At 38.4% G+C, this 14,417-nt stretch carries 17 protein-coding genes; 1 reads left to right on the top strand and 16 read right to left on the bottom strand.

Annotation, left to right across the window (positions count from 1 at the left end; genetic code table 11):
- Window positions 1-2 precede the first annotated feature (2 nt).
- Genes ABIB59_RS06435 through ABIB59_RS06420 form a run of 4 tightly spaced genes read right to left on the bottom strand, consistent with a single transcriptional unit; the run spans window position 3 to window position 1,608 of the window.
- A complete protein-coding gene (locus ABIB59_RS06435) occupies window positions 3-296 on the bottom strand; it encodes a hypothetical protein (RefSeq protein WP_354034532.1) in 294 nt (97 codons plus the stop codon).
- Window positions 293-604 carry a hypothetical protein gene (locus tag ABIB59_RS06430; RefSeq protein ID WP_354034530.1) on the bottom strand — a complete coding sequence of 104 codons (312 nt, stop codon included), beginning with the start codon at window positions 602-604 and terminating at the stop codon, window positions 293-295. The genes ABIB59_RS06435 and ABIB59_RS06430 overlap by 4 nt, the downstream gene beginning before the upstream one ends.
- A complete protein-coding gene (locus tag ABIB59_RS06425; protein ID WP_354034528.1) occupies window positions 601-1,170 on the bottom strand; it encodes a hypothetical protein in 570 nt (189 codons plus the stop codon). The genes ABIB59_RS06430 and ABIB59_RS06425 overlap by 4 nt, the downstream gene beginning before the upstream one ends.
- Before the next feature lie 9 nt (window positions 1,171-1,179).
- Entirely contained in the window at window positions 1,180-1,608 is a 429-nt protein-coding gene (locus ABIB59_RS06420; protein ID WP_354034526.1) for a GIY-YIG nuclease family protein, read from the bottom strand.
- A 36-nt stretch (window positions 1,609-1,644) separates the two neighbouring features.
- Here ABIB59_RS06420 and ABIB59_RS06415 point away from each other — a divergent pair, with 36 nt between their 5' ends.
- Entirely contained in the window at window positions 1,645-2,091 is a 447-nt protein-coding gene (locus ABIB59_RS06415) for a glycoside hydrolase family protein (RefSeq protein ID WP_354034524.1), read from the top strand.
- Window positions 2,092-2,101: 10 nt separating this feature from the next.
- Here the strand turns inward: ABIB59_RS06415 and ABIB59_RS06410 are convergent, their stop codons facing one another.
- Genes ABIB59_RS06410 through ABIB59_RS06355 form a run of 12 tightly spaced genes read right to left on the bottom strand, consistent with a single transcriptional unit; the run spans window position 2,102 to window position 14,409 of the window.
- Window positions 2,102-2,374 (bottom strand): hypothetical protein, encoded by a 273-nt coding sequence (locus tag ABIB59_RS06410; protein ID WP_354034522.1) that lies wholly within the window; start codon window positions 2,372-2,374, stop codon window positions 2,102-2,104.
- 38 nt (window positions 2,375-2,412) lie between these two features.
- On the bottom strand, window positions 2,413-3,063 hold the full coding sequence (locus ABIB59_RS06405; RefSeq protein WP_354034520.1) for a DUF8377 family phage-derived protein: 651 nt from the start codon (window positions 3,061-3,063) through the stop codon (window positions 2,413-2,415).
- A 6-nt stretch (window positions 3,064-3,069) separates the two neighbouring features.
- Complete coding sequence (locus tag ABIB59_RS06400) at window positions 3,070-3,366, bottom strand: hypothetical protein (protein ID WP_354034518.1); 297 nt, start codon at window positions 3,364-3,366, stop codon at window positions 3,070-3,072.
- A gap of 12 nt (window positions 3,367-3,378) precedes the next feature.
- A complete protein-coding gene (locus ABIB59_RS06395; protein WP_354034516.1) occupies window positions 3,379-6,582 on the bottom strand; it encodes a phage tail tip fiber protein in 3,204 nt (1,067 codons plus the stop codon).
- On the bottom strand, window positions 6,575-6,970 hold the full coding sequence (locus tag ABIB59_RS06390; RefSeq protein ID WP_354034514.1) for a DUF6950 family protein: 396 nt from the start codon (window positions 6,968-6,970) through the stop codon (window positions 6,575-6,577). Before ABIB59_RS06390 ends, ABIB59_RS06395 begins: the two co-directional genes overlap by 8 nt.
- On the bottom strand, window positions 6,970-7,593 hold the full coding sequence (locus ABIB59_RS06385; protein ID WP_354034512.1) for a DUF2163 domain-containing protein: 624 nt from the start codon (window positions 7,591-7,593) through the stop codon (window positions 6,970-6,972). Before ABIB59_RS06385 ends, ABIB59_RS06390 begins: the two co-directional genes overlap by 1 nt.
- Window positions 7,593-8,150 (bottom strand): hypothetical protein, encoded by a 558-nt coding sequence (locus ABIB59_RS06380; protein WP_354034510.1) that lies wholly within the window; start codon window positions 8,148-8,150, stop codon window positions 7,593-7,595. Before ABIB59_RS06380 ends, ABIB59_RS06385 begins: the two co-directional genes overlap by 1 nt.
- 32 nt (window positions 8,151-8,182) lie before the next feature.
- Window positions 8,183-10,615 carry a hypothetical protein gene (locus ABIB59_RS06375; protein ID WP_354034508.1) on the bottom strand — a complete coding sequence of 811 codons (2,433 nt, stop codon included), beginning with the start codon at window positions 10,613-10,615 and terminating at the stop codon, window positions 8,183-8,185.
- A complete protein-coding gene (locus ABIB59_RS06370) occupies window positions 10,605-10,964 on the bottom strand; it encodes a hypothetical protein (RefSeq protein WP_354034506.1) in 360 nt (119 codons plus the stop codon). The genes ABIB59_RS06375 and ABIB59_RS06370 overlap by 11 nt, the downstream gene beginning before the upstream one ends.
- 32 nt (window positions 10,965-10,996) lie before the next feature.
- The gene (locus tag ABIB59_RS06365; RefSeq protein ID WP_354034504.1) at window positions 10,997-11,296 is read right to left on the bottom strand and encodes a hypothetical protein; all 300 of its coding nucleotides are present in this window, start codon (window positions 11,294-11,296) and stop codon (window positions 10,997-10,999) included.
- Between the two features lie 59 nt (window positions 11,297-11,355).
- Window positions 11,356-11,811 (bottom strand): phage tail tube protein, encoded by a 456-nt coding sequence (locus ABIB59_RS06360; RefSeq protein ID WP_354034502.1) that lies wholly within the window; start codon window positions 11,809-11,811, stop codon window positions 11,356-11,358.
- Between the two features lie 39 nt (window positions 11,812-11,850).
- A complete protein-coding gene (locus ABIB59_RS06355; protein ID WP_354034500.1) occupies window positions 11,851-14,409 on the bottom strand; it encodes a tail fiber domain-containing protein in 2,559 nt (852 codons plus the stop codon).
- Between the last annotated feature and the right edge of the window lie 8 nt (window positions 14,410-14,417).

The raw sequence follows: 14,417 nt of genomic DNA, 5'->3' as shown, positions 1-14,417 counted from the left end.
TTTTAACTACCACCAACCATAATCAATAGTACTTGCAACAACTGCCCTAATGGTACTTGTATCACTACAATCCCAAATGCATCCAGTACTGGAACTATGATCCAGTTATAGAGGATTATCAAACTCAATACGAAACCTAAAAAGTTTCGCCAGTGAAATGAACTTTTCTCAATTTCTTCTTTGTTTACTTCTATCTGCCCTTCTGCATTAGTTTTTGTAACTTCCTGTTCAACCGTTTTCTTCTTGATGAAGAAATCAATTCCAGCTTTAATCATATCAATTAATACATTTATCATTCTATAATCCCCACGCAATACACCCAAAAGTGTTTACCTTTTACAAATAACTTTTTCTCTTCTATCAAGTACACTGATGTTTCATCAGTTCTTAATTTCCATTTCAGTACTGAACCTTCCTGAAATTGTTGTGGTTTCTCATATGCCACATTCATGTAACTACCACATTTGATATCGTTAGCAGTTAGTACCTTCTTAAACTTCTTTCCAAGAAAACAAATATCAATTGGAGTACTGTTAGCGAAGGGTTCAATACCATTCATTGTTATATATGCAGTTTGTTCACCATAATGTTTATCAAATATCATGTACTTTTTACCCTTAATGTCCCTTTAATACCACTAATTACTAAACGTGCCCCCTTATTGGCTTCTTTATAGAAGTCATAAATTATTTTACGTCTCTTATCTTCACGTAGACCAATTACACGTTTTTTATTATTCTTTTTGTTCTTAACGTTCGTATCTATGAGACGTTCTTTATTACCCTGCCTGACGATTTTATAACGGCCTTTCTTGAGGTTTGTATACAGACCAGAAATGTTACCCTGTTTGGTTAATCGTGCTGAACTGGTCGGTACAAACTTACGTACAGCTTCCTCTTTTACGAGAACGTTATATAAATACTTCGCCTGTACTTTCTTAACGAAAATTTCACAGGTGACACCAGTACTGGTTTTTTGATATGTAAACATAACAGCACGATTAGTAAATGGAACAGCACCACGATCAACCGAGTTGGTAATACCAGTCTGTAAATTCTTTGACAATATCCGAGTACGGTTAATGATTTCCTTCTGAAAATTACGGCCTAAATCCTGTCCCGTACTGTTTATGTATCGCTGTACATTACGTATGCCACTTATACTACTCATCTCTTTTCCTTAATTTAAACAGGATAATAATTCCTGCAATATCCCATGAAGTCGTTTTTTATCTTTGCCTACGGGCAAACGAGCCTTATGCATCAGTGATAAATTCAGACACTGTGGTTTCAATCCCTCATAAATAATCAATGCGGCCTCAATCAATAGAGTCTCCCGCATTGTTGGAAAAGCCCACAGGATAGTTTTTCTGTACTGTTCACCATCAGCAATTTTTTGATTAACTATTTTTGAACTTGATGTGTACTCACGCCATCCATTTTCTATTGAATCGATCTTTAATTTTTTAACATCTTTCACTCTTTTGTACATCTGTTTACTACCGATATACGTAGAGCCGTCTGCGAATTGAAAAAGATAAACAAATCCACAATAGCTACCATTTGTTAATTCTTCTTCACTCCAGTCGGTTGTGTAGTTCCATTCCATAAATATTCCATTATAACAATTACTATAGGAATATTTATGGATTTAAAAGCCAGATTATGGATATACGAAGGTACAAAGCAAAATCAAACTAAAATGAACTATTTCAGGAATGGGAAGTTTTACCCGTATAAGGATTCACTTGGAAAACTAACGATTGGCTGCGGTCATTTAGTACTGAAAAATGAAAATTTTAGTGAGGGCATAACAGAAAAAGAAACGGAGATTCTGTTATCACGTGATCTCGCGAATGTTATTTTGGAGGTACAGTCATTGGGATTGAGTGTGCCCGATGACTGGAATGATTTTTTGATCATTATGACATTTCAGTTAGGCATTAATGGTGTGAAGAAATTCAAAAAAATGATTAATGCATTACATGTAAAGAATTTTAGGGAAGCAGTAGTACAGGCGAAAGACAGTCTCTGGTACAGGCAAACACCCAATCGTGTAGATGATATGATTCGACAATTAACCAACAAATAACAAAGGGGCATTATGCCCCTTTACCATTTTCCAGAATCGTTAAGATACGTTCAATTTTCAAATCGAGTTGATGAATTTGATCTTCCAGATTCTTCAAGGATATCTTCATCTCATCCTGTTCATTCGAGAGACGAATAATACTACTCTCCTGTAGAGCAATCTTAGTTTCAACACTTCCCATTCGATCCAGCAAATCATTTGTATCAGTACTGTTATCCCGATAGATCGTCCACAAAAGCGTACAAACAGCAACTATACAGGCTGCAATTGTTCCAAAGTCCATTTTTTAACACCTTATTATTGTAATATTATTATTTATATTTAATATCCAGTAAAACTGGCTAAGGCAATACGGATTCCATTACCACCCATCGCCTGTTGATATGTTTTTTGTAACCTGTTGATGTACTGAATCGAGAATGATGTACTGCTGTTGCGTCTAATCACAATACCTGAATATCCAGACGTAGTACCATCAGTACTGTAATTACCAGGGCATTGACTGATGCAAATCCACGGATTAGCAATTACTGTATTCACAGTTAGAGCGTTTTTCAAATCATGTGATGGTGGCACAGTAATGAAATCAGATATACGGGGCATGGTTCCGGCACTTGCCGCAGACCATATGAGATTACCCGCAGCATCAAATACATCAAGATACCCAGACTGAATAGGCGTGGTATTACTGCATATCATAAAGCGTCCTGTCCCCTGTTCATACATACTCGCTCCAGGAAAACAATAACTCCCGTCCGTTAATAGCTGAAACCACTTTAACCCACTTTCGGGGAAAAACGGATATGGTAAATTACCCAACGTACTACCATTACCAAAATCACTAACAATTCTTGAAAAACCAATATCAGACAATGTACCCATCGCTTTTACAGTACTCATCACAACGGATTTATTCTCAGAGTCAATAGTTAACGCCCCCGCTGAATTATAAAGTTGAAAACCTGCCATCATTCCACCTTAAACATCGAATTTATATACATCAAAATAGAGCGTAGCTGGATAAGCACCACTGGTTGGTAAGTACTGAACTGTAAAAGTATCATTACCGGGAATGCAGTAATAATCATTCCACGGCATATTAGTTCGTAGTACTGCCAACCATCCATTGGGACGCATTGATGGAAATGGTATGCTCCATGTTGTAATTCCTGCTGATACTGCCAGACTGACAGTACCCATAAAACGCATATTGTAATCATTGAGATCGACGGTTAAAGTTCCCGTTGCATCCCAACATTGTAAACCCTGTGCCATTTTTATTCCTTATTACCATAATCCCATTCGAACACGTAACGTTCCATTGTTATCAAATATCTGAATGAGGTTATTACTGATTGTCATTCGTCCAGTACCGCCAGCACCATTAATATATAAATTACCAGCTTTATCCATTAACCATCCGGTACTGTTAGGTACATAATTATTGCTCTGAATGTACTGACCTATTTTTGCGTTAGTAATTTCACCATCAATAATTTTCGCCGAATTAATACTCGCATTGGCAATCTTACCATTGGTAATAGCACCATCAGCAATGTATGCAGTGCCTATCGAACCAGACTGTATAATGGCATTATTGAGGTATGTTGTATTTCCAACAATAGCAAACGGAGCTACCGCACCAACTGTTGCACCCGCTGATGGAGCAACTAATAATTTATCAGCAACAAAATAGATAGCACTATTATTTACAGTACCCTGGCTTGCGACAAGTCGAATACCCGATACAACGCCATTAGCATTTGCAGAAAGTGTGTAAGACGCATCAACCGTACTCTTATCTGCTTTTGCAGTCATTTGTTGGTTAACACCCGCAATCTGATTATCAGTACTTGCCTTGAGTTGTGTAATTGCCTGTGTTTGTGCGGAATTATTATCTACAACTGTCTGGTTCAATGTAGTGATTTTGGCAGTATTACCATCAACTGTATTTTTCAGTGTATCCACGCGAGTATTGGTATATGCCGTACTCTGATTTACTGCACTGGATAATGTAGCATCAAGTTTATTCTGTAAATTTATAACGTTTTCAATCTGTACCGCATCATCCGCAGTGAATTGATAACGTGAATTAATTTGAATCGTCTGTTCAGTACTGTACTGAATACCATCCGTACCGAACATATCAAAAAGACCCATTTTAACTTTATATGTACCATCAACGATATTGGGTACAGAATCAAATGCGGGCTTATTTGAAATGAATGTACGAACCGTATTGCCTGATGTGATCACAAACTCAGCACCTGCATAATCCGGTAGTTCATTTGGAGTCCATGATACAAACAGATTACCAAATCCACCTGATATAGTAACACCCTGCACCAATGGCATTTGTTTATTCTCAACCGTTATTTTCACTTCCTGGCTATATGTAGAGGCAAGATATCCCTGTGCAATAATGCCAATTATAGGTTTGCGAATTTTCCGACTATTGAGAACAAATGTATAATTAAAACTACTGTCCTGAGTATAGAATGTATCAACGAGGGTATTACCATTATAGATATTAACGATATAGTACTTAAAATATTCAGTAAATGAACGACCGTTTACCAATAATGCTTTCTGATTATCCCAACGCAGATTGAAATCTGTCTGATCAGTGATATATGCAGATTCAGTACTGTTAATAAGTTTAAGACCTGTGATTGCAGGCAGAAGAAAATTATAACCTGGTATAATACCATTAAGGGTTAATCGCTGACTGATTAATCCGATATTGTTGAATGCGACAACTGAGAAATCATAAGTTTCAGTATCGCTTAGACCGAATATCTCATAATCTGTTTTTAATTTATTTGTACTCCCTGCATAACTCCAGATATTAGATGTGCTCAATTTATAATACACATAGTAACCTCGAAGGTTTGGATCAACACTTCCAGTCCATGACATAGTGACTACTGAACCAGTACTGATATTTCCCTTGCGTGAAACCTGTAAATTCGTTGGAGGTAACACAGTTAATGCCGGAAACTGCATTGAACCCGATGGCGACCATACACCGGGATCAATTCCATCAAATATCGCATCTGGATATTCAACAGCAGTGATTGTTACATAGCCGACGCTGTCTTGTTTAGTAGCAACATCCTTTGAGAGTACCTTAAATTTTCCGTTAATTGCCAGTTCTTCATTGCTGACATTTATTGCATCCCATACCTTCAAGTCCCATCCTTCGCTTGTTGTAAAAGTAATAGTACGCAGACTGTATTTCGCCTTGAGTACTTCATTGTTGACCATGCGTGATAATGTATCGGCATCATAGACCCATGTATAATCCCGACTGAGTGTGATAACCTGTCCATCTGTCCTTATAGCTTCGTCAGTACTGATATCTGATGGAATACGCAATACATCAGTAGTGTACATTGATAATGGATTGGTATATTTCGCATCGATGGTATTAAAATAGTCAGTACTCCCTGATGTACTAATCTGTACCTGACCAAACATGTTTGATTCATCAAATGATGCAACTGACAGTGTTTTACGGTCTGTAGTCATGCAAATCTGACCCGCATGTACATACATAATCCCACCGAAGGATTGCAGTACATCCTCAATGTTTTGTTTATATGTATTGGAATAACTCATTGAACCATTTGCATAATATTCCATCTGATTACAATATGCGGCTGTTTCATAAAATGTATCAGTATTAATTAATGCAGGTTCAATCCCCATCCCATATTCTGTATTTGTTAGGTAATCATAAATGATTGATGGGGGATTACTGGTAGCGAATTTAGTACCCGTACTGAAATCATAGATTTCCATGCCTTTCATTTCAGTTGTTAATGTGAACTGATCATTAACGAGAAGATTATTTTCCAGAGAATCCTGGGTTTTCTTGATAACTACTGAAATACTGACAACACCCTTGCCAAGAAATTTATCTGTCCATTTCGGCCCGGCATACTGTTTTGCCAGTGTTTTTGTCGTAGTGTAATCACCACCAAAACGTACTTCGAGCTGTAGTATGTCCCGATACTTACTGGCAATGCTCGCCTTTGGTACTACTCCATCTGATGTGATCGGTACTGCAATGACAGGTTCATTATCAATATAGATTTGTTCAATATGTCTCTGAACACCTGCCATACACACAGCCTGTTCACTGAACAGGTACTGTGAACTGCCATCCGGGATGTTGTACCAGGCAACAATAGAACCGACCAGTATGAATGCTCCCCCACTGATACCGTTCTTATGTGGTAACTGACCACCGTACAGTACTGGTAGTCCGGTCGTGGGAGACGTCGATCTACTCAGACTGTCTGCCACATCCCCATAGTTCTGTACTCCTAACTGGCTCAACATTGATGTCGCAACCAGACTTACGGCGGCACTGGCAGCCCCCCATCCAATAGCCGCTAATGCTGTGCCACCAGAGAAGTACACCGCCGCTGCTACTATTACGCCCGTTATTACTGCGGAGAAAAAACCGCCTATACTCTTACCCATTGTGTTTCCTTACTCTGTAATATTTCCCATCCGTGGGTTTTTGTATTAACTGAAAGTGTTCATGTTTATCATCGATACCTAACAGGCGACCCGATACAACCACACCCATAATCAGGGGATTATCTGGATCTAACCAGATATCGCCATCAATGGTATGCATAACCTCATCACAATAGGTCTGTACTATTTGACCAGTATGTTCCCAACCCTCATCATTTAAACCCTTAATACCCGCTTTGATAGTTTTGTATTTTCTGTCTGAGAATGTAGTACCAGCGAATAGGTCAATTACTTTCAGTACTGTCATATTACAGTCGTTATCACAAAGTTTATAGGGGTTATCTATTGCATACTGAATAATATCTATTAATTGATTATGTAAATTCATTATTTGTATTTCCATGTCTGATTTTGATTCACTTGTCCTAACAGACTAAAGTACGCATCTGATGGATAATATGACTGATATACTGAATTTGCGGCAATCATTGGAGGCTGTCTGTCCAGTTTTTTATAGACTGAGTTTATATAGACAGTCATTTCATTTTTCATATCATTAGGATCTGCCGCTGCCTGAATGTAATCGATGAAACCACTAAACATGAGCATTGAATACAGTACGGTACTGTCAAACGGATTCAGAATAGCTAACGTAATATTCATCTGTGCATCCTTGAGAAAACCACCAAGTGCGAGTTGTCGTACTGATGTATTAACATTACTGATTTTCATATTGATAGCGTCATTGCTGATGCCTTTCTGTTCACTGAATGATGGTAATGAATCAGTCACAACATCTGGAAAACTAATATAATTATTTCCATTCAATACAATATCTATGAGTCCATCTGTCCAGTGAAATGCACTATATCCTTTTGGAAGTACATCAAAGCAGATCACATGAACACCCAGTGACATAAGTTCCGTTATCGTCAATTTTGTCTTATTACCACCGCGAACGAGATTCCAGTACTTTAATAGTTGTGCATTCGTCAGTATATTTTCATTCATTATGTAATATTCTCCGTCGCCTTAAATTGAAGATTCATGACATTAGTGATACCCATCGTGTAATCATTATCAGGATCGAGTACTGCCTCAATCATTAAATTGTTATACGTAATGGGTTCATTAATCTGTACGGTATTTTGTAATGCGGGGAACAGCGTTAATGAGGTATCAGTACGTTCAATGATTCGATAAATTTTATTATGATTCTGAAACTGAATCAGTTCACCCACAGCCATCGAATTGGCGTTTGTACTGACAATCCGAGTACCTTTTGTTGCTATTGACTGGCTTTCTAATGCACCTGTCTGTGTTCCCTGATAGACTCCCATATGACCTAAAGAGAGTGTGAAGGGTTTCCCCTGTGAATGCTCTGCAATAAATCTCATGACTTCATTTCGATCTTTAACATTAAACGTTAATTGAAATAAAACTTGATAATATTGAATACCAGTACTGCGAATAATCCGTTGACCTGTCCATGATTTGTTGGAGTACATCGGTTCAGTACTCTTTAACTGGACATTATTGATTTTTATTTTATTTGAAAACGTTGTCATAAAAAATACCCTTTGTTTTAGGGTATTTATCATTATGTATTACGTCTCTGTGCTGTACGTACTGCCTGATTAACGCTATTGGCGTGTTTCTTTAGCATTTCATTAAATTTGGCATCACTACCAGATATATCACCCTGTACGATAAGGGGAGCATTGATTGTGATATCACCACCAGTACTGTTACTCTTCTCCTGATTATCAAGGAAAGACGTCAGCCTCTTGTTCGCATCGGGCTGGACAATTCGCTCCCCTGCTTTCAGTACAAATGACTTGTTATCATAGCTTGCGGGGAGTTCATCAACACCGCCATGAAACTGACCTGATGAAGCACCCTTTGCAGTACTGATGATACTCATACCGAGTGAAAGTACTTTCGCGTAACTCGCTAATGATGCCGGAAACGGCTGGGCCAGTGCCTGTGCCAGTGCTGACTGAATTGACAGTACTGTCTGTGCGATTGTGATCCCGCGACTGACCATGAATGCGGCTTTGGCTGCACCTGAACTCTCACCAAATGCGGCAACCATCGCACCAGAAAGACTTTTTGCGGCATCACTAAAAATACTCAGTTCAGCCTGTGAATGCTGGTAACTGATATCGATCGCCTTAGCATTGTATTTTGCAGTAATTTCCGCTTTGCGTTTCTCATAGTCTTCATGACCTTTCAGTAACATATCATTCTGAGCAAGTTCGAGATTCATCGCATCAGTGTTTTCTTTCTGTAATTGTGCCGTGTTGTCATAGGCAAAGGGATTATCACCATTAGTACGTTCATTCTGTTGATCAGCGAGAAACGTTTTTTGCTGGTCATTGAGATTGCCGCTCTCAATAAGATTATTTGTATCTCTCAATGATTTATTAGGATCTTGATAACCAATCATCTGATTAACCATTTCAGTACGTTTTGCGGCTGCACTGACCTTTTGATTATTCAGGTACTGTTCCAGTTCATTCTTGGACAGTCCAAGCGTTTTAGCACTGGCATTAATTGATTTAACTAATTCATCCTGTTGCCTGTCGAATTCTGCTAACTGGCGTGCATTACTATCAATGGTCATATCTGAAATGGCCTTGTTTAGAACCTTACGTGCCGCAATCTCTTTATCCGCACGTGCCTTAGCTTCTGCCGCTGCTTTTTTCGCTGCTTCTTCCGCTTTCTTCCTGGCATCCTCAGCATCTTTGTTGAGTTGTTTGTTCAGATTTTCACGTTTTTCCTTTACACCTGCATTCCATTGCTCTAATGCAGTATTCATTTCAGAAGTACTGCCATGATAAGCTGAGTATAAAGATTTCTTAATTGCATCCTTCATTTGTGCATCTTGTGTTTTTAAATCACTAAGCTGATCCAGGATCTTCTGTCGTGAAGTTTGCAGCGGCTTCATTGCATTTTTTAATGTATTCGCATCACTACCATCAGTTGCTGGCTTAAATGCCTTTGACATATTGTCATTAACATCACTGGTATATTGTTTTAGTTCTTCGCTCTTCTTTTTGGCTGCATCAATTGCCTGTTGTTGATCTGCTGCTAACTGAGCACCATAAATTGATGAATTTCTCAGTAGTTCGTTCTGAAAACCCTTTTGGTACTCTTCTACCTGCTTAATACCTTCCTGACTGGTCACATAGGCAGAATTGGAAACCGGAGCACTATTAATAATACTGGTCATCAGGTCAAGGATATCAGCTAATCTGTCTGCTATTGGGGCCAGTACTGCATAATTCCATTTTTCCCATGCATTTGATAAGTTATTAGTAGAATTGCGATACTTTTCAAATGATGCACTTTGTTCATCCGTTAATTGTACGGTCTGTTTGCTTAATGCAATCTGGTATTCCTGTTCTGAATTGTACTGGCTCAGTACTGGTAATCTTTTTGTCATGTCATTACCGATTGTCTCAGACATGTTCACCATTTGTTGAGCACTGTAACCCTGTGCCTTTGCAGCAAAGTAAATTTTTGCGAATACATCATCACCTGCTGCCGCCATTTTTAGTAATTCTACAATATTCAGACTCAACGGTTTAATGACATCGGTATACATACTACCGCCAGCATTGAATAATCCATCCTGCAATTTATCTTTCAGATCTTTTTGCTGGCCTGCTACGTTCTCCATAGTAAGACCTACTTTGGCATACATATTAGCCATTTGCTGAATCTGGCTCAGACTTGTAAGACTCAGACTCGCTGCCTGGAAAACTTCAAAAGACTTTTCAGCACTGTCCATTACACGTGAGAATGTTAATGCAATACCCGCTCCCGCTACAGCTACTGTACCAGCGAGACCAGTAAACGCTAATCCGGCTTTACCCATGCCACCGCTTAGTGTACTGGTAAATTCCTCTACAATACCGCCACTCTGAGAACCAAATTCATCAAGTGACTGAGTACCTTTTCTCAATGCTCTTTGTAATGGAGTAATATCACCATCAAGTGTAACTCTAATATCATTATTATTTGCCATTATTTTTCCCTAAAGCAATTTTCCTTATTTGCTCTCCAAGTGATGTAATATCATTGGCTTGTTTCTCTTTTATCTTCTCTAAATGACGTTCATGACGTTCTTTAGTCGTGAGGTTTTCACCATCTATAATCTGTAGAAAATCGAAATCAGTAATTTTCAAACCTTTTCGAAATGACTCTGTGAGATTTGGATTTGATACTGCCTCTGAATAACATCGGTGAGCATGAAATAACATATCAATTTTAGTACCGGAAGGTTCAATATATGCGTCATATACCATTAATGCTTCAAGCACATCAGGATCTAAACTATTAAATTCATCAGGACTCAGACCCCGTTTATTCACCATCTTACAAAAGTAGTTCAGGTACTGATCACTTCTTACTTTTTTTCAATTTCATCAACTTTATCAGCAGAAACAAGATCCATAATTCCCATATAGATTTTATTTGCCATTTTAAAATCAATACCATTAACGTTAATACGCCCCTCCACATCTTCTGTACTGAAAACAGGATCACCATTTTCATCTTTAACGCATAATACCAATGTACTTTCAAGAGATTTACATTCCGGTAGATCGCGTTGTGTCGGACGATGAATCTGTACGGTAATACCCTTTTCAATTTCAAAAGTATGTAGGGTTGGTTTTAATTTTTGTTTTAACTGTTCAATATTCATATTATTATTTCCATAAAAAAAGGTAAGGACTATTCCTTACCTTATTTATTAATTCACTATTATGCAGTTGGTAGAATACCTGCCTGAATCGCCGCACCATCAACCGCGAGGTTGAATGCTTTGGTCACGACTGCATCTTTATCACCTGCGAGGGTAGTACTTGACACAAAGCATGTATAAATTACATAGAAACCATCGGTATGTGTTGAGTCATTAAAGTACTCTATCTTTACCTGACAGCGTTTCTGCTCATCTGCAAGCGTTTCAAGCAATTTATGTACTGTATTGTCAGGTAAGTAGTTGACCGTCAATTCAATATCGGGAATTGATTTAGTACCTAACAGTTTACGATTATATGCACTATTAAAAGTGACCACATCGATTACAGTACTTTCAAAGCCTGATGTAGTGAATACACCAACTTCCGGTACAACCTGAAAATCAGTTGCAACTGTAGGCCCAGCCGTACCAATACTAACAGCGAGGTTAGCACCAGAAAAAATATCCATTGCCATTTTATATCCTTATATAATTTTATTGGGAATTCCTTTCCCTTATTTATTAATTTTTAGTTCTGAAATTTCACTTTCAAGATTGTCTATCTTATCTAACAGGTATTGCAGTACTGGAGGAACATTAGCCATTAACATTCCAAGTTGATCAACCTGCAATACATTATCAATATCGTCAATTGTGAGTTTTGTTTCAGTAACGTATTTTGGGTTTACCTCATCAGCAATAATACCGCGTCCATCTTTACCATATGAAAATTTATAATCATACGTTTTCCATGATTTCACTTCGCTGATTGCATCTTCAACTGTAATAGGTACGATATCTGTTTTAATACGGCGATCTGAAATTGGGGCATAGGATTTTGCAAGGAAAGTTACTAAATCGGATGTGCCTGAATGATTCCATGTTGGCCCTGCAATATTTGCTGTGGTATAGAACGTTGACGTACCTGATACTAAATTTCCATTAGCAACAATATCACCATTTTTTGTGATTGTAACACGTCCGGTTTCAGCACCATTTTGTGCAACATTAGCAAAAATAAATCCACCAGGATTACCTAACCCCTGATTGTTAATTAAATATGACGTACCACTACCAGCCACACTATTCCAGTTAAGATGCAAACCCTGTGGAGTTACACTATTATCACTAAGAAAAACACTCCCGGCTGTAACTGAACCATTAAGTGTTGATCGCCCATAAACAGTTAATGTATCAGAAGATTCAAGTTTTGGAGACATGAATCTACCATCACTAAGAAATCTAAAGAATTGTGCTGTAGTACCAGGAACAAGAGCAAGATATGCATATGAACCAAAATTGCTATCATAACGGTGAGTTAGATAGGTATAGTGTGGAGTTAAAAAACCACTATAAGCAGATATAAGCTTTCCAGCATCAATGTTAGTTGCAGATGTACCAGAATCAATTGTTGCTTTGATATCACCGATAACAGTACCGCCAGTTTTACCATTAATTGTATTCAACCGTTCGTCATTACCTGATGCAACTGTATTAGCAACTGTACCAATATTCAATACTGCTGAGTTACCAAGTCCTAAGTGTATTCGTGCTCCTGCTGATGTATTTGCACCAGTACCACCACTGATGATTGAAAGCGGAGTTGTTAAATTTAATACTGGAATATTAACTTCACTCGCAGAAAACCCAATAACGCCATTACCTACGGATGTATTCCCACCAAAGGAATATATTCGTGAATCGTAATCAATATTATTGCCAGAGGTATGAAAATCGATAATTTGCGTAGTTGACTTATCCAAAAATCCAACTTCAAATCCTGAATTTGCATATAGTACGCTTTCAAAAACCTGAGTTGATTTCCATGTATTGCTATTACCCAATACGGGTACAGTATTACCACTGTTACCAACGTTAAATTGAGCGGCTGTACCAAGACCTAAATTAGCTCTTGCAGTACTGACATTTGCCACATCCGCAAGATTACTTGCAATTTTTAACTGAGCATCATTGGTTACATTACCCAGGCCTAAGTTACTTCTGGCAGTACTGGCGTTTGCCACATCTGAGAGATTCGCAGCGATCTTCAACTGTGGATCATTGGTTACAGTACTCAAGCCAACATCGGCCTTAGTGATTACGACATTACCCGATAATGGATGATCATTAACTGTAGTAGTTTTATCGACATACTTAGCAGTTGTTTCAGCCTTACTGTATACGTCAAGATTAGTTCTGGCAGTACTGGCATTAGCCACATCTGCGAGATTCGCTGAGATCTTTAACTGTGGATCATTGGTCACAGTACCCAATCCTACATCGGCCTTAGATAACGACACGTCAGTACTGAGCGAATAGCCATTGATAGTTCTGCTCATCGGCACATACTGCCCTGCGATCTGTGTTGCTGTCAGTATGCGTGACCAGGCAGTAGAGGCATTCTTCGCATAAATCGCGAGTGCTCCACTTTTACTGACTGCCAGTGAACATACTGAGTTTACATCCACCAGACCAATACCGAGCATATCAGCTCCTACTGGATTACCATCCTGATTAGCCGTAACCTTGATAAAACTGTTACCTGCGGGTACGTCTGCTATGTACTGTGGTACATCTACACCATTTGATCCTATACCGTAGTCACCCTGGAAAACGGCGACTAAGGCATTAATCGTTGTTGAACGTGCAATGACATCTTCTGGTGTAAATGTATAGGTTTTCGTCAGTACTGAATCCTTATCACCATTCACCATTGACGCCGTAATGGAACCATTCACGATTGCATAATCAATAGTACCCTCACTCTGTCGGTAATTGAGTACTACCTGAAATTCCTGTCCAGATCCGGACATTTGATCAAGGTACTGGTGTGATTCATCATCCGGTATGTAATTCACAACAATGCTAAAGGGATCTATTCCCTGCTCTGCCATGAGTTTTGTTGAATATTCACTATCATATGTTTCAATAGACTGTGTACTGGAATTGATTTTCAGTACTGGAAATGCGGCAATTTCATTAATAAGAAGATTACCCGCCCCCTGTGGGGATGTATTACCCGTGTCACCATTGACATATAATTTAAAATTTAAACCTGCATATATGTCTGTCATAGTAGATC

The sequence above is a fragment of the Citrobacter sp. UYEF32 genome (assembly GCF_040546205.1).
Taxonomy (GTDB): Bacteria; Pseudomonadota; Gammaproteobacteria; order Enterobacterales; family Enterobacteriaceae; genus Phytobacter; species Phytobacter diazotrophicus.
Note: the sequence above shows the minus strand (reverse complement) of the source record. Positions and strands in the feature narration are given on the sequence as shown.